Origin of the sequence: Sulfitobacter sp. M05, assembly GCF_029285175.1 — a bacterium.
Taxonomy (GTDB): Bacteria; Pseudomonadota; Alphaproteobacteria; order Rhodobacterales; family Rhodobacteraceae; genus Sulfitobacter.
The window spans coordinates 201,767-218,205 of record NZ_JABEDH010000003.1 but is presented as its reverse complement, the minus strand read 5'-3'; the positions used below and the strand labels follow the sequence as shown (position 1 = coordinate 218,205).

The following is a 16,439-nucleotide window of genomic DNA, read 5'->3' as shown; positions in this document are numbered from 1 at the left end:
ATGTTTGATACAGTAGCCCGGGCGGCTTTGTCGCCGCTTCTCATTGCGCAGGCCTTGCATGTACGTCGCAGCGCCCAGAGCCTCCCCGAGGCCGCCGGACCACGCAGCGGAACAGCCGGCACCGGCCCCGCCCTGCGACTGGCAATCATCGGTGACAGCTCCGCAGCGGGGGTCGGAGTCACCAATCAGGACAACGCGCTAAGCGGGCAACTCGTGCAACAGCTGGCCCAGAATTTCACTGTCAGCTGGCATCTGGACGCCCTCACCGGCGCGACCACCCGCAGCACCCTTGCGCGTCTGGCCGAGGCCCCTGCCCGACCGTTTGATGTCATCGTTACAGCCCTTGGCGTCAACGATGTCACGCGGCTGATCCCTGCAAAGAGCTGGGTGCGCCAACAACGCGGCCTGTTTGACCGGCTGAACACCCTCTACCACCCCAAACAGATCTACATCAGCGGGATGCCCCCGATGGCCCATTTCCCACTGCTGCCCCACCCGCTGCGCTGGACTCTTGGGCGGCACGCAGACAAGCTGGAACGCCAGCGCGCAACCTATCTCGCCACCCGGCAGGATTGCACACATATGCCCTTCGATCTGCCGCTTGATCCGGCATTGGTCGCCTCTGACGGATTTCATCCAGCCGCGCCGCTCTACACGCTTTGGGCAAAAGAAATAGCCAGCCGAATTCTCTCCGACTGGCCACAATTCAATCTAAAAAGAACGGCTTAGCGGGCGAAAGCATCCGCATAGCCAGCACCGCGCAACCGCCGCATGGCCGACCGCAACGCCTGCGTGCCGTTAAACGGTCCCGCCTGCACGGACATATAGGTCTTGCCCCCGCTACGGTGTTTGCCGATCCGCGCCGCCATGCCCATACGGGCAATCTTTTGTGCGGCGCGCTGTGCATTGGCCGCATCCCCATAGGTGCCGACCTGTACGTATTTCTTACCTGCCAAAGCTGGCGACGCCTTGACCTTTCTCTGGACCACCTTGGGCGCAGCGGCGCTCTGCGGTGCTGAACGCGAAGAGTAGACCGGTTTGCGCTTTAACGCTTTGCCCTTGGCATGGCGCACCACACGTTTAACGGTCTGCCCGTCGCGCTGCACGATGGTGACTTCGCCCAGATCGCGGCGCTGCTGCGTTACGGAAGTATAGGGGTAAACCAGCGGCACAGAGGCGGTCACATCGCGGCCTGTCGACTGGTTAATCAACCGGCGCGGCAAGGTCTGCGTCCAGACCAACAGCATATCAGACCGGCCTTTCAGGTTTTGCTCGGCGCGTTTCGGGTTCAAACGATCATCGGTCCATACCGGACGATACCCGCGTGGCACGGACACGTTGCGGGTATTGATACGATTTTGCGCCACATGTTTGGGCACAATCCGTGTTGTGGCTGTAACCTCTGATGCCACTGGGGCAATGCGGGCCTTAGCGGCGGGAACCGCTTGAACACTTGCCCTGCGCGACTTTCCAGCCACGACAAAGGTCTGGGTTCTGGGGGTGAAATGGTTTCCAACAACCGGCTGTGTCTGAGGGCCACAGCGCACGCCTGTTCCCCGCAAATATCGGCCAGAAATTGCCGAGGCACCGGGACAGCCACCCTGTTCTGCCACAACGGTCCTTTGCTGCCCCTGCGGAACAACAACGGGGGCCACTTTGGCAACGCGGGGCTTGGGGGGGGCAACTTTGCGCTTTGGCTTCTGGCGCACAACCGCAGGTGCGGCGCGGCGTTTTTTCTTGGCCTGTGCCACGCGGCGCGGCGCCGGCTTGACCACGGGGGTGGCCGCTTCAACCTTGATTTCCTCAGCAACCGCGGTCGGCGCTTCGGCGACAGCGGTGCCTGCATTGGTTGGCCTGAACCCGCAAACCGTCTTGCGGTCACGCGTCACCCGCGGCACCCATGACACGTTCCCGTCAATCCCTGCCCGGATGAAAACACAGCCCTTGCTATCTACATACTGCTTGCCCTTGTAAGAACGCGCCGGAAACTCTGCCGGCTGCTGTTCTTGGATTTTCGCCAAAGCAGAACCAGGTTCGACAACAAGGCCAAAACTGCCTGCCACTGCTGCGATTGCAAGTATTTTTAATAGTCTCATTTCGTGCCCCCACACAATATGTAGTTGAAGATGCCCCAGCAACGCGGACAAGTCCAGCACCCATACCGGCGCATACCACTGTTTTGGTGGATTACTTGGTCCCGAACATCCGGTCACCGGCATCACCCAGACCCGGAATGATATAACCCTGATCGTTCAATGCCTCGTCGATCGCCGCCGTAACAATCGGCACATCAGGGTGCGCCGCCTTCATCCGCGCAATCCCCTCGGGCGAGGCCAACAGGCAAAGGAACCGAATATTCGTCGCCCCCGCCTGTTTCAGCAGATCAATCGCGGCCACAGATGAATTGCCCGTCGCCAACATCGGATCAACCGCAATCACCAACCGGTCATCCAGACGCTCGGGCACCTTGAAATAATACTGCACAGGTTGCAGGGTTTCTTCGTCCCGGTACAGGCCGACAAAGCCGACCCGCGCCGACGGAATCAACTCAAGCACCCCATCCATCAGCCCGTTGCCCGCCCGCAGGATCGAAATCAGCGCCAGCTTTTTACCATCCAGCGTCGGTGCATCCATCTCTTGCATCGGCGTTTCAATGCGTTTGGTGGTCATCGGCAAGCCACGTGTCACCTCATAGGCCAACAGCTGGGAAATCTCGCGCAGAAGCTGGCGAAACACCGCTGTTGGTGTCTCTTTGTCGCGCATAATGGTCAGCTTGTGCTGCACCAACGGGTGGTCCACATGGGTCAGATGGTCATCAAGATCAGGCATTGGCAGCAGCTCCCTTTTGTCCTCGTTGTGGCGCGAAACGCGCGTTACCGCAAGCACCCCTGCCTGCTCTTTTTGGCGATAAATACTGCGGGGTTTGGGGCAGCGCCCCAATCCGTCCGCTCACCCCTGCGCAACCCCAAGGTGCCGCGCCACCAATGCCGCCACCTGCTTGAACCCTAATGCGCCCAACGCTTTGGACTCTGTTCCGGCGACCAACACAGGGACCTGTTCACGGGTGTGATCTGTGCCGATCCAGGTCGGATCATTCCCGTGATCTGCGGTTAGGACGATGATGTCATCCGGTCCCAGCCGCGACAACAACTGGCCGATTTCTGCGTCAAACCACTCCAATTGCCGGGCATATCCCGACACATCACGGCGGTGCCCGAACAGGCTGTCGAATTCGACAAAATTGGCAAAGGTCAACGACCCGTCAACGGCCCCATCCACCAGATCGGCGAGATGCCGCATCAACGCCGCATCATCACCCTTGCGTACCTCATCAATGCCCTGCATCGAAAAGATGTCCCCGATCTTGCCAACGGCATATACATGGCGACCGGCATCCTGAACCCAGTTCATCAGCACCGGCCCCGGTGGCGTAATCGCATAATCACGCCGGTTGCCGGTACGTTTGAAATCACCAACCTCCCCCGTGAACGGGCGCGCGATCACCCGGCCAACCTTCATGTCATGCAACATCGGCGCGACAGTTTCACACAGGTCCAGAAGCCGCTCCAGACCGAAACTCTCTTCGTGGGCCGCAATCTGGAAAACGGAATCCGCCGAGGTGTAACAAATCGGCCAACCGGTTTCGATGTGCTGCTGCCCCAGCTCTGAAATGATCGCGGTGCCCGACGCATGGCAATCCCCAAGGATGCCCTCCGTGCCGGCCACCTTTGCCACATAGCTGGTGACCGCAGCAGGGAACGCGGGCTTTGTATCGGGAAAATAATGCCAGTCCCATGGCACCGGCAGGCCGGCCAGTTCCCAATGTCCCGATGGTGTGTCCTTACCGCGTGAGGTTTCTGTCGCAGCCCCCCATGCGCCTTGCGCCGCCACCTCTGGCATTTCATCGCCGGTTGCCAAAGCCATGGCATGTAAAAGCCCAAGCCGTTCAAGGTTTGGCAGGTGCAACGGCCCGCTGCGCCCCTGCTCTGCCAGCCCCGCAGCGCAGGCCGCCCTAATATGTCCCAGAGTATTGGCACCGGTGTCGGGAACATCACCGTTAAAGAACTGATCTGCATCCGGCGCGCCGCCAATGCCGACTGAATCCATTACCACAAGAAAGGCCCGCGCCATCAGCCGATCCTTTCGATGATTTGCTCCGGCACCTTGGGGCGTGACCCCGACAGGGTAATTGCCTCCAGCACCGTTTGCGCCGCGCGGTCCGCCTGATCAGAGCGCACCGCATGCACCACGGCCAACACCTGCCCTCGCTTGACCTTGGTTCCTAGGCGCACCACGTCGGACAGGCCAACCGCCGGATTGACGCGGTCTTCCTGCCGCATCCGCCCACCGCCCAGATCAACCACAGCCCAGCCCAGCGCCTCGCCGTTGATACGCGCAACATAGCCGTCATGTGAGGCTGACACCTGTCGGATGACCGTCGCTTCCGGCAGGAACCGCTGCCAGTTCTCGACAAAATTCACCGGCCCGCCCAGCGCGGACAACATCCGCGCAAACCGCTCGGCGGCATACCCTTTGCGGATCGCATGAACCACGGCATCCGCGCCTTCCTGTACATCCTGTGCCAGCCCCGCATTGGCCAGCAAAACCCCGCCCAGCGCCGCCGCAACATCGACAATCGGTCCCCGCCCGTTGCCGGTCAGCACTCGCATCACCTCGGCGACTTCCAAGGCATTGCCCAGACTTGGCACCAAGGGTTGGCTCATATCGCTAATCACGGCTGTTGTCCGGCACTTCGCCGCGTTTGCTGTTTTGGTCAAGGCTTCGGCCAGCGCCTGCCCTTCGGCAACGGTTTTCATAAAGGCACCGCTGCCGACTTTGACGTCCAGCACCAGACCATCCAGCCCGGCCGCCAGTTTTTTGCTCAGGATCGACGCTGTAATCAGGTCCAGCGAGTCCACCGTTGAGGTCACATCGCGCACCGCATAAAGCCGCCGGTCCGCCGGGGCGATATCCGCTGTTGCGCCTGCAATTGCACAGCCCACCTGCGCCACGACGCCTTTCAACTGAGGTTCGGTCAGCTGGGTCGTGACGCCGGGAATGGCCTCCAGCTTATCCAAAGTGCCGCCAGTATGGCCAAGCCCGCGGCCCGAAATCATCGGGACATAGGCCCCGCAAGCCGCCAGCGCAGGGGCCAAAAGCAGGCTCACACAATCGCCCACGCCACCGGTTGAATGTTTATCCAACACCGGACCGTCCAGATCCCAGGACAAAACCCGGCCTGAATCGCGCATTGCCAGGGTGAACGCCACACGCCCCACATCAGACAACCCGTTCAGGCATAGCCCCATTGCAAACGCCCCGGCCTGCGCATCACTTACCGCACCATCAGCCAGAGCTTGCGCCATCCACGCCAGCTCTGCCCGTGTGGGCGTCTGTTTGTGCCGCAGCTTTGCCAGAATGGCCCGCGCGTTCATCAATTATCCTTTCAGGAAACCGGCGTCGAACGCGCCGGGCAAAAGCTCTGCCAATGTGGTGCGCTGCTCAATCCCGTCAACGGTCGCCATGATCACCGGCACATCACCGGCACCGAATTCTGCCAGTTTCTGACGGCATCCACCGCAAGGCGGCACCGGCGCAGCACTGCCAGCCACCACATAAACCTCGGCGATTTTCACGTCACCACCTGCAACCATCGCCGCAATCGCCCCGGCCTCTGCACAGGTGCCTTGCGGATAGGCCGCATTTTCAACATTACAGCCCGCATAAATCGCACCGGATGCAGCGCGCAGCGCTGCTCCGACTTGGAATTTAGAATAAGGGGCATGGGCACGCTTGCGCACATCAACCGCCTGCTGTCTCAGATCACCGCTCATAAACGCCCCCTTGATCGTGGAACTATAGGGTTTGAATTTGCAAGTTTCGAGGGGCAAAAATACTGATCCTTCCCCTTCACCGGTTTTCCCAATACCCTGCACCCTTATCAACGCCAACAGCCACCACCAGACAAAGATGGCGACCTTGGGGTTTGCGGCAGTTGAAAAGTGGTTTAATGCTAAACTATCATTTTCAGAGAGGCTTCATTATATGTCCGACACGCCCAATCTGCGCCAGGCCGCACTGGATTATCACGCCTCCCCCAAGCCCGGCAAACTTGAGATACGCGCGACCAAACCGCTGGCCAACGGGCGTGACCTTGCCCGCGCCTATTCCCCCGGCGTTGCCGAAGCTTGCATAGAGATCAAGAACGATCCCGCCACCGCTGCGCTCTATACCTCGCGCGCCAATCTGGTCGCTGTGGTCACCAATGGCACTGCGGTGCTGGGCCTTGGCAACATCGGCCCGCTGGCCTCCAAGCCAGTGATGGAAGGCAAAGCAGTCCTATTCAAAAAATTTGCCAATATCGACTGCTTTGACATCGAGGTCGATCAATCCGACCCTGAAAAGCTGGCCGATATTGTCTGTGCGCTGGAACCCAGCTTTGGCGCGATCAACCTTGAAGACATCAAAGCACCCGATTGCTTTACCGTTGAACGAATTTGCCGCGAGCGGATGAACATCCCGGTTTTCCACGACGACCAGCACGGCACCGCCATCGTTGTGGGGGCTGCGGTCACCAATGCCCTGCATGTCGCCGGCAAGAAATTCGAGGACATCAAGATCGTGTCAACCGGCGGCGGTGCTGCCGGTATTGCCTGCCTGAACATGTTGTTGAAACTGGGTGTGCGCCGCGAAAATGTCTGGCTGTGTGACATTCACGGGTTGGTCTATGAGGGCCGCGAGATCGACATGAACCCGATCAAATCGGAGTTTGCCCAAAAGACCGACCTGCGCACTCTTGAGGATGTGATCGACGGGGCCGACCTGTTTCTCGGCCTCTCTGGCCCCGGGGTGTTAAGCCCTGAAATGGTTGCCAAAATGACCAAACAACCGATCATTTTTGCACTGGCCAACCCGACACCGGAAATCCTGCCTGACCTCGCCCGCGCGGTCGCACCGGATGCGATCATCGCCACCGGGCGCTCCGATTTTCCCAATCAGGTCAACAACGTATTGTGTTTCCCGTTTATCTTTCGCGGGGCGTTGGACGTCGGCGCGACCACGATCAATGATGAAATGCAGCTGGCCTGCATCGACGGTATTGCCGAACTGGCCCGCGCAACAACCAGCGCCGAAGCGGCCGCCGCCTATAAGGGCGAAGAGATGACCTTTGGAGCGGAATATCTGATCCCCAAACCGTTTGATCCGCGGTTGATCGGCGTTGTCTCCTCTGCCGTGGCGAAGGCCGCGATGGAAACAGGTGTGGCGGCGCGCCCGATTGACGATCTGGAGGCCTATCGCCTCAAGCTGGACGGTTCGGTGTTCAAATCCGCCTTGCTGATGCGTCCGGTTTTTGAAGCCGCCCGCTCCTCGCCGCGCAAGATCGTTTTTGCCGAAGGCGAAGACGAACGGGTGCTGCGCGCCGCTCAGGCCATCATTGAAGAGACCGTCGAAACACCGATCCTCATTGGCCGCCCCGAGGTTATTCAACGGCGTATCGAACAGGCCGGGCTAACCCTGCGCGTTGGCGACAATGTTGAATTGGTGAACCCTGAAAACGATCCCCGCTACCGCGATTATTGGGAGACATATCACACTCTTATGTGCCGCCGCGGGGCCAGCCCGGACATCGCAAAAGCGATTATGCGCACCAACAGCACCGCCATTGGGGCCGTAATGGTGCATCGTAACGAAGCGGACAGCCTGATCTGCGGTACCTTCGGCGAATTCCGCTGGCATCTGAACTATGTTGAGCAAATTCTGGGGCGCGGCGGATTGCGCCCGCATGGTGCCCTGTCGATGATGATCCTCGAAGACGGGCCGCTGTTCATTGCCGACACTCAGGTCCATCTGCATCCCAATCCCGAACAGATTGCCGAGATTGCCCGCGGCGCGGCGCGGCATGTGCGCCGTTTCGGGATCGAACCGCGCATCGCGTTCTGCTCGCAGTCGCAATTCGGCAATCAGGGCGAAGGCACCGGCGGCCGATTGCGCGCAGCGATCCGGTTGTTAGACGCTGAAAATGCTGACTTCTGTTACGAAGGCGAGATGAACATCGACACTGCACTTGATCCCGAATTTCGCGAACGCCTGATGCCGGGCAACCGCATGAAGGGGGCGGCAAACGTACTGGTCTTTGCCCATGCCGATGCAGCCTCGGGAGTGCGTAACATCCTGAAAATGAAGGGCGATGCTTTGGAAGTCGGGCCGATCCTGATGGGCATGGGCAACAAGGCCCATATCGTTTCCCCATCAATCACTGCCCGCGGGTTGTTGAACGTGGGGGCCATCGCTGGCACCCCCGTTGCGCATTACGGATAGATCAGAAGTTAAGGGTAAATGCCCGGCTGAGCCCAATACTCAGGCTCAGCTGGTTTTCCGAACCAACCTGCGTGATCGGGCTATCCGCCGCGTCATTCATCAGCTTTTCATAGCTCAGCAAGCTTTCAAACGACCAGTAGTTATCAATGCGATAGGTCGCGCTGACCTCAAGACCGGCCCCTAGAACACCACCACCCGCGTCAAATGCGTTGAAATTCGAGCGCGCTGCCTCGGCGCCGGTGATGCCGAAATAGGTGCCTGCATATTCGCTGTCGCCCACGCTGAGGCGCGGACCGGCGGTGACGGTCCAGCGGTCATTGGGGTGGAAAATCACATCGGCACCCAATGTGCCGACAACGCCCTCATGCCCGCCAAATCCCTGTCGGATTTCACCAAAGGCACGCCAATTGGTCTGCTGGTAAGTCAGGCCAAAGCCAAGCTCAACCGCGGTATCAATGTCATCCAGCCCGGCCAATTCGGGATAATCGGCCACATCACGTGATCCGACGATCCGCAAGGCCCCGCCTAGGGACAAACCATTTTCAGGAACATTCCCGATACCGTCACCGATATTGACCTTGCCCCATGTCAGATTCCCGAAAGTGAATTTCAGATCGGCAGAAGTCTCATAACCATCGACACCGGGATAGGCCCGCTTGGTGACGGCACCAACCCCGATAGCAAAATTGAAAGAACGCTCCTGCGCGGCCAAAGGCATCGCAAAAACAAGGCTTGATGAAGCCACCAAAACAAACGAAAGGGGCAAACGCACAGGACGATTCTCCAAAAAATGATAGCTCTTTTATGACAGCTAGCATCTTATGAAGTAGTTACCAGCGTGACGCAGCCCCAAGACCTTAGCGTCGGCGGAAAAGTGTAAATTAAGCAACAGATATGCCCGCATGGATGAAAATTTTCTTTCCTCAGATTTTGGCCTTGCGCCCTACGGGCTTGCTCCTCTGCCCGCTGCTGCCTAACAAAAGGGAAACGGGGAGGAAAAGACCATGGGATATCGCGCAACTTACGACCGCTGGAAACACGATCCAGAAGCTTATTGGATGGAACAAGCATCCGCGATTGACTGGATTACCCCGCCAAGCAAAGCGCTGACCGATCACGGTGACAATCTTTATGAATGGTACGCCGATGGCATGGTAAACGGGTGTTACAATGCCGTTGACCGCCACGTGGAACAGGGACGCGGCGAACAGCTGGCAATCATCCATGACAGCCCGATCACTGGCAAGATTGAAAAAATCACCTATGCCCAGCTGAAAGAACGTGTCGAATATCTGGCTGGTGCCCTGCTGGCGCGGGGCGTCGAAAAAGGGGACACGGTTGTCATCTATATGCCGATGATCCCGCAGGCGATCGAGGCAATGCTGGCCTGCGCGCGGCTGGGGGCGATCCATTCGGTGGTCTTTGGCGGTTTTGCGGCCAACGAACTGGCTGTGCGGATCAACGATTGCAAACCCAAGGCGATCATGGCCGCCTCTTGCGGATTGGAACCGGGCCGCGTTGTCGAATACAAACCCCTGCTGGACAGTGCGATCGAACAGGCCGACCATAAACCCGAGCTTTGCCTGATCCTGCAACGCGAGGAACACCCTTGCGATCTGATCGAAGGACGGGATCTGGACTGGTTTGAGGCCCAAAAAGACTGCCTGCCCGCCGCATGTTTCCCAGTCGAAGGAAACTTCCCCGCCTATATCCTTTATACCTCCGGCACCACCGGGGCCCCCAAAGGTGTGGTGCGTCCGACCGGCGGTCATCTGGTGGCGCTGAACTGGACCATGAAAAACATCTATAACGTCGACCCCGGAGATGTCTTCTGGGCCGCATCAGATGTGGGCTGGGTCGTCGGTCACAGCTACATCTGCTATGCCCCGCTGATCCATGGCAACACCACTGTGGTCTTTGAAGGCAAGCCCGTGGGCACGCCGGACCCGGGCACCTTCTGGCGCATCATCAAAGAACATAACGTGCGCAGCTTTTTCACCGCCCCGACCGCCATTCGCGCCGTGAAACGCGAAGACCCAACAGGCGAATTCATCAAGAAATACGATCTATCCAGCCTGCGCGCACTTTATCTTGCGGGCGAACGGGCCGACCCGGACACCATCGAGTGGGCGCAGGACAAGCTGGGCAAACCGGTCTACGATCACTGGTGGCAAACCGAAACCGGCTATACCATCGCGGGCAACCCCGCAGGGCTTGAGGCGCTGCCGGTCAAGGTTGGCTCGCCCACTGTACCAATGCCCGGCTATGACGTGCATATCCTGGACGAAGCGGGCCATCCGCAAAAACCCGGCGAACTTGGCGCGATTGCCATCAAACTGCCCCTGCCACCGGGCACCCTGCCGACCCTGTGGGGGGCGACGGACCGCTTTGTCAAATCCTACCTCACAACCTTTCCCGGCTATTACGAAACCGGGGATGCCGGCATGATGGACGAGGACGGATACCTCTATATCATGGCGCGCACCGATGATGTGATCAATGTCGCAGGTCACCGCCTGTCCACAGGTGCCATGGAGGAGGTGCTGGCCGGCCATCCGGACGTTGCCGAATGTGCCGTTGTTGGCGTCAGTGACACGCTCAAGGGGCAATCGCCCGTCGGCTTTGTCTGTCTTTCCAAGGGCGTGGATCGCCCGCACGCCGAGATAACCGCAGAATGCGTCAAACGTATCCGTGATCAGATCGGCCCGGTTGCTGCCTTCAAAACCGCTTTGGTCGTGGACCGCCTGCCCAAGACACGCTCGGGCAAAATCCTGCGGGCCACCATGGTGAAAATCGCGGACAGCCAGACTTTCAAACTGCCGGCGACAATTGACGATCCGGCAATTCTGGATGAGATTAAGGTCGCACTGCAAGAAATCGGCTATGCGCAAGACAGCTAGGTAAACGAAACGCAATGACCGGACAGATGCTCGACAGTTTTGAGATGGCGACAGCCCTGGCCGATCTTTCCACATGGCTCGTGCAACAGGGTCTTGAGAATACGCCGACGGACTATTGGCTGGCTGAATTCTGTGAAAAGGTAAACGCGGCCGGCATCCCGTTAAGCCGCGTTAACCTTTCGACCCGCGCCCATCATCCAGAGATCGGCGCGGTTGCCTTCCGCTGGCAGCGCGACGGTGCCAGCGAGCAGTTTCAATACAGCCGCTCCAACAGCCCGACTTCCGATCTTATGGAGGAATACCGGCGCAGTCCGCTTTTCCATCTGGTATCAAACCCAATCTCAGAGATGCGCCAACGCCTTGATGTACCAGACCCGGCGCTGAACTTCCCGATTTTTGACGAATTGCGGGCTTTGGGGGCAACTGAATACTACGCCGCAAAGCGGTACTTCCTGCGCCGGAATCAGGGACATGTCACCGACCCCAACGGCCCCGCCGAAGAAGGCATGACCATTTCTATGGTAACAGACCAGCCGGGCGGGTTTTCCAATGCGCAGCTTGACCTTTTACGCCCGCTGCTGGTGCCCATGTGCCTGACCCTGAAATGCGGCGCAAACCGTCTGATGGCCGAGGACATCACAGCAGCCTATATGGGGCGCGATGCCAGCCGCCGCGTCCTCTCCGGAGACATCATGCGCGGCTCTTCCGAGACCATTTCCGCGGTGATCCTGTATTTCGACCTGAAAGGGTTCACCAAACTGTCCGAGTCTCTGCCCGGAACAGAGGTAATCGAACTGCTAAACGAGTATTTCGCCGAAGCTGTTGATGTCGTGGAAAAAAATGGTGGCAACGTGCTTAAATTCATGGGCGACGGCATGTTGGCAATCTTTGACCTCACTGAAATTCCGCGGGCCCGCCATGTGGCGATCAAAGCCGCCGTAGAGCTGCGTGAGGTGTTTGCCGCGACAAACGAACGGCGTGCGGCAGCAGGGCAATATACCACCGGGTTCTCCCTCGCCTTACATGCGGGAGACGTGCTTTATGGCAACATCGGCGGCAAAACCCGGCTGGATTTCACCGTCATTGGCCCTGCAGTGAATGCCACAGCCCGCATTCTGGGCATGTCCGGCCCGCTTGATCAAAACATCGTCATTTCATCGCAAGTCGCGGGGGAGGTCTGCACCTCCCGCGCTGATCTGGTGTCCCTTGGTCAATACCGCCTGCGCGGCGTGACTGAACGGCTTGAGCTTTTCACACTGGACTGAGATGCCTCAACGAAGCGCGTTAGGGTCAGACCTCAGGTAAACTGCTCCGAAATCAACCGCTCTTCCAGCCCGTGACCGGGATCAAACAGAATCTCGTGTTCGATACCCGGGTTCGACGCAATTTCGACTGTCACCACATCGCGATAACTGTTGCCATCTGCATCCGCCATCACCGGGCGTTTTTCCTGCTCCAGCACATCAAACCGCACCTTCGCAATCTTGGGCAGCAAGGCACCGCGCCAACGCCGTGGACGAAAGGCGGCCATTGCCGTCAAAGCCAGAACATCCGACCCGATAGGCAGGATCGGGCCATGCGCCGAGTAGTTATAAGCCGTCGATCCCGCTGGCGTCGCCACCAGCGCCCCGTCACAGACAAGTTCCTGCATCCGCAGACGGCCATCGACGGTAATCTGCAACTTCGCCGCCTGCGGCCCCGCCCGCAGCAAAGCAACTTCGTTGATTGCCAACGCCTCTGAGGTCGCCCCGTCCACATGGGTCGCCTTCATGCTAAGCGGATTCAGCACCTCGCGCTCTGCCGCTTGCAGACGTTCGATTAAGCCGGTCTCGGCATATTCGTTCATCAAGAACCCAATGGTGCCCCGGTTCATGCCATAAATCGGTGCCGCCAATTCTTGCGTATCGTGCAGGGTTTGCAGCATAAATCCGTCCCCCCCCAAGGCCACAATCACATCAGCCTCGTCCTGTGGCACGTTGCCATAACGCCCGATCAACGCCGCTCGGGCCGTCTGGGCGACAATCGCCCGACTGGCAGCAAATGCAATTTTCATAGTGTCAGGACCGTCATGTATGGGGTTTCCGATGCGCCGCAAATTCCCCCAAACCAACCACATTATTCCTGAGAGGGCCAGCTTGGTCGCACATAACGTTATTTCCGGCGCATTCACGGCTTTCAGACCGGGCGCGTTTCCGATACGAAACCCCCAAGTTTGGGCAAAGAGGACCTGCACCATGAAAGATTTCTTCACCGCAACGCTTGCTGACACCGATCCGGATCTCAAGGCATCTATCACCGGCGAACTGGGCCGCCAGCGCAACGAGATCGAATTGATCGCGTCTGAAAACATCGTATCGGCTGCTGTGCTTGAGGCACAGGGGTCCGTCATGACCAACAAATACGCCGAAGGCTATGCTGGGCGTCGCTATTACGGCGGATGCGAATGGGTCGACGTGGCAGAAAACCTCGCGATTGAACGCGCCTGCAAACTGTTCGATTGCGGTTTCGCCAACGTGCAACCCAATTCCGGCTCTCAGGCCAACCAAGGTGTGTTTCAGGCACTGCTACAGCCCGGCGACACCATCCTTGGCATGTCATTGGATGCTGGCGGTCACCTGACCCACGGGGCCAAGCCGAACCAGTCCGGCAAATGGTTCAACGCTGTGCAATACGGCGTGCGAGAAGAAGACAACCTGCTGGATTACGATCAGGTGCAGGCACTGGCGACCGAACACCAGCCCAAAATGATCATCGCCGGCGGCTCTGCCATCCCGCGCCAGATCGATTTCGCCCGTATGCGCGAGATTGCAGACAGCGTTGGTGCATATCTGCACGTTGACATGGCGCATTTCGCCGGTCTGGTTGCTGCGGGCGAACACCCTTCCCCCTTCCCGCACGCCCATGTCGCCACCACCACCACGCATAAAACCCTGCGTGGCCCGCGTGGCGGCATGATCCTCACCAATGACGAGGCACTGGCAAAGAAATTCAACTCCGCCATCTTCCCCGGCATTCAGGGCGGCCCCTTGATGCACGTCATCGCCGCCAAGGCTGTGGCCTTTGGCGAGGCCCTGCGCCCCGAGTTCAAAAGCTATATCCAGCGCGTCGTAACAAACGCACAGGCCCTGTCTGATCAATTGATCAAAGGGGGGCTGGACACAGTTACCCACGGCACCGACACCCATGTTGTGCTGGTTGATCTGCGCCCCAAAGGCGTCAAAGGCAACGCCACGGAAAAGGCATTGGGCCGCGCCCATATCACCTGCAACAAAAACGGCGTGCCATTTGACCCGGAAAAGCCAACCATCACCTCCGGCATCCGTCTGGGGTCACCGGCTGGGACAACCCGCGGTTTTGACGAGGCAGAATTCCGTCAGATCGCCGATTGGATCATCGAAGTGGTCGACGGCCTGGCGGCCAACGGCGAAGAAGGCAACGCAGCGGTCGAAGCCAAGGTAAAAGCCGAAGTCGAAGCTATGTGCGCCCGCTTCCCAATGTATCCGAACCTGTAAGCTACGGCAGGGGCGCGATGCCCCCCACAAACTCAAAGGCCCCGGCATTTCTGCGCGGGGCCTTCTTATGTCAAAGGGCCTGCCCTGCCTTCAGCCGCCCAGCTGGGGCCGCATCGCCTGATAGATCACCGCCGTGGCCACATTCGCAAGGTTCAGCGAACGCACCCGCTTATCCAGCATCGGCAAATGGAACACCCGATCCTGCGCCCCTTCAATCACCGACGCGGGCAACCCTGCGGATTCACAGCCAAACACCAGATAGGCATCAGGCCGGTACTGCGGTGCATAAAGACTTTGCGCGCCATGCTCCTCAAAGAAATACAATGCATCGCGCGCCGGTTTGCGTGCCTCCAGAAAGCTCTGCCAGTCATCATATTCGCTTAGATTGACGTGTTTCCAATAATCCGTCCCGGCCCGGCGCACCGATTTTTCATCCAGCGAAAACCCGTAGGGCCTGATCAGGATCAGCTCAAGGTTCAACGCCACACAAGTCCGCCCGATCGCACCGGTATTGTAAGGAATTTCAGGCGTGACCAAGACCATTTTCATGCGCGGTTCGGACATTGCAATACTGGCTTTCTTATCTGGGATCAGGATGCACTATCGCGTTTCAAATAAAACTGGGACCCCTTGTTCGCGGCCTCTTCCCTTATCGAACATGAAAAGGGCTGCGTGATGTCTCAAGTTGAACTCAAAAAGCTCTAGTTCTGCCCGCTCTACCCCATGGCGGCTGCCCTTAACAGCCGCAAGTTCGCCCCCCTTTCCGCAACACCCGACCCCTCATCCGCTTACCCTCGCCCGGCGAATATGCCTTTTGGTTTCCGGCGGGTGCTGTACCCTCCCCCGAAACGCCCATCGTAACGCCCGAAAAGGAATCCTCATGATCATCCACCGCGCCGGATCACGCCCGTCCACCACGCCCAATCCCGATTATTTCACCGGTACTGTGCGTATGGACCCGCTGATTAATGCACCAGCACCCGCGCGGCTGAACGCGATCTCCGTCACTTTTGAGCCGGGCGCGCGCACCGCATGGCACACCCATCCGCTGGGCCAAACACTGATCGTCACAGCAGGGGCCGGCCTTATTCAGAAAGCCGGCGAAGCGGTTCAATCCATCCACCCCGGCGATGTGGTCTGGTTCGCGCCCGGCGAAAAACACTGGCACGGGGCCAGCCCGACCTGCGCCATGACACATATTGCCCTACAAGAGGCGCAGAACGGATCAGCAGCAGACTGGCTTGAGCAGGTCACCGATGCCGAATATGGTGGCGCAAGCGCCCAGTCCAACTAGACATAGCCGCGCCACCACAGCCAAAGAACAAAGGCCGCCGCCACCAGCAGCAGGTTAAACACCACGCTGCCCGCCATCCCCAACATCCGGCCACGGCGCAGGTCCGCCACGTCGATGGCCTCAAGATAGCCTGTCACATCCGCGAAATCCCGCGTCACTGCTTCGCCGTCGATCTGACGGGCCAGCTTGGGATGCTCTGCAAGCCGTTGCGCCTCCGCCAAGGCCCTTGCCTTGGCCTGCACCCGTTTGGGCAATTGCCGGCCCGCCCGCCCAAGCATCTTCTCAAGGCGCGCGCGCTTGAGTCCCAACTTGCGCGTCAGCAATGCCTGCACCACCTCGATCTTGGCTGCGATATCTCTGGCTTCCCTCATGTCCCCAGTTAAACGCACTGGCACAGCCGCTGCAATGGCGCTA

Annotated in this window: 15 protein-coding genes; 6 read left to right on the top strand and 9 right to left on the bottom strand. The window is 59.0% G+C overall.

Going from position 1 to position 16,439, the window contains the following annotated elements; genetic code table 11:
- Positions 1–729 carry an SGNH/GDSL hydrolase family protein gene (locus HKX44_RS14780; protein ID WP_276152131.1) on the top strand — a complete coding sequence of 243 codons (729 nt, stop codon included), beginning with the start codon at positions 1–3 and terminating at the stop codon, positions 727–729.
- On the opposite strand, the gene HKX44_RS14775 is transcribed toward HKX44_RS14780, so the two are convergent.
- From HKX44_RS14775 to HKX44_RS14755, 5 genes are all read right to left on the bottom strand, one after another.
- A complete protein-coding gene (locus tag HKX44_RS14775; protein WP_276152130.1) occupies positions 726–2,096 on the bottom strand; it encodes an SPOR domain-containing protein in 1,371 nt (456 codons plus the stop codon). The two genes, HKX44_RS14780 and HKX44_RS14775, sit on opposite strands and share 4 nt — an antisense overlap.
- 91 nt (positions 2,097–2,187) lie before the next feature.
- Positions 2,188–2,829 (bottom strand): uracil phosphoribosyltransferase, encoded by a 642-nt coding sequence (gene upp, locus HKX44_RS14770; protein ID WP_276152129.1) that lies wholly within the window; start codon positions 2,827–2,829, stop codon positions 2,188–2,190.
- Positions 2,830–2,949: 120 nt separating this feature from the next.
- Entirely contained in the window at positions 2,950–4,131 is a 1,182-nt protein-coding gene (locus tag HKX44_RS14765) for a phosphopentomutase (protein ID WP_276152128.1), read from the bottom strand.
- Positions 4,131–5,435, bottom strand: coding sequence for a thymidine phosphorylase (locus HKX44_RS14760; protein WP_276152127.1), 1,305 nt, complete (start codon positions 5,433–5,435; stop codon positions 4,131–4,133). The genes HKX44_RS14765 and HKX44_RS14760 overlap by 1 nt, the downstream gene beginning before the upstream one ends.
- Positions 5,436–5,438: 3 nt before the next feature.
- A complete protein-coding gene (locus tag HKX44_RS14755; protein WP_276152126.1) occupies positions 5,439–5,834 on the bottom strand; it encodes a cytidine deaminase in 396 nt (131 codons plus the stop codon).
- A gap of 211 nt (positions 5,835–6,045) precedes the next feature.
- Between HKX44_RS14755 and HKX44_RS14750 the strand changes: the two genes are divergently transcribed.
- The gene (locus HKX44_RS14750) at positions 6,046–8,319 is read left to right on the top strand and encodes an NADP-dependent malic enzyme (RefSeq protein WP_276152125.1); all 2,274 of its coding nucleotides are present in this window, start codon (positions 6,046–6,048) and stop codon (positions 8,317–8,319) included.
- A 1-nt stretch (position 8,320) separates the two neighbouring features.
- Here HKX44_RS14750 and HKX44_RS14745 read toward each other — a convergent pair whose 3' ends face one another.
- Entirely contained in the window at positions 8,321–9,091 is a 771-nt protein-coding gene (locus tag HKX44_RS14745; protein WP_276153724.1) for a MipA/OmpV family protein, read from the bottom strand.
- A gap of 232 nt (positions 9,092–9,323) precedes the next feature.
- On the opposite strand from HKX44_RS14745, the gene HKX44_RS14740 reads away from it, so the two are divergent.
- On the top strand, positions 9,324–11,219 hold the full coding sequence (locus tag HKX44_RS14740) for a propionyl-CoA synthetase (protein WP_276152123.1): 1,896 nt from the start codon (positions 9,324–9,326) through the stop codon (positions 11,217–11,219).
- A 26-nt stretch (positions 11,220–11,245) separates the two neighbouring features.
- On the top strand, positions 11,246–12,484 hold the full coding sequence (locus HKX44_RS14735; protein ID WP_276154236.1) for an adenylate/guanylate cyclase domain-containing protein: 1,239 nt from the start codon (positions 11,246–11,248) through the stop codon (positions 12,482–12,484).
- 32 nt (positions 12,485–12,516) lie between these two features.
- Here the strand turns inward: HKX44_RS14735 and HKX44_RS14730 are convergent, their stop codons facing one another.
- Positions 12,517–13,272 carry an NAD kinase gene (locus HKX44_RS14730; protein WP_276152121.1) on the bottom strand — a complete coding sequence of 252 codons (756 nt, stop codon included), beginning with the start codon at positions 13,270–13,272 and terminating at the stop codon, positions 12,517–12,519.
- Between the two features lie 181 nt (positions 13,273–13,453).
- Here HKX44_RS14730 and glyA point away from each other — a divergent pair, with 181 nt between their 5' ends.
- Positions 13,454–14,731, top strand: coding sequence for a serine hydroxymethyltransferase (glyA, locus tag HKX44_RS14725; RefSeq protein ID WP_276152120.1), 1,278 nt, complete (start codon positions 13,454–13,456; stop codon positions 14,729–14,731).
- A 90-nt stretch (positions 14,732–14,821) separates the two neighbouring features.
- Here the strand turns inward: glyA and HKX44_RS14720 are convergent, their stop codons facing one another.
- Complete coding sequence (locus HKX44_RS14720; RefSeq protein WP_276152119.1) at positions 14,822–15,295, bottom strand: tRNA (cytidine(34)-2'-O)-methyltransferase; 474 nt, start codon at positions 15,293–15,295, stop codon at positions 14,822–14,824.
- Between the two features lie 316 nt (positions 15,296–15,611).
- Here HKX44_RS14720 and HKX44_RS14715 point away from each other — a divergent pair, with 316 nt between their 5' ends.
- Positions 15,612–16,025: a cupin domain-containing protein gene (locus HKX44_RS14715; protein WP_276152118.1), complete on the top strand. Its 414-nt coding sequence runs from the start codon at positions 15,612–15,614 to the stop codon at positions 16,023–16,025.
- Here HKX44_RS14715 and HKX44_RS14710 read toward each other — a convergent pair.
- Positions 16,022–16,396, bottom strand: coding sequence for a hypothetical protein (locus tag HKX44_RS14710; RefSeq protein ID WP_276152117.1), 375 nt, complete (start codon positions 16,394–16,396; stop codon positions 16,022–16,024). The genes HKX44_RS14715 and HKX44_RS14710 overlap by 4 nt on opposite strands.
- Between the last annotated feature and the right edge of the window lie 43 nt (positions 16,397–16,439).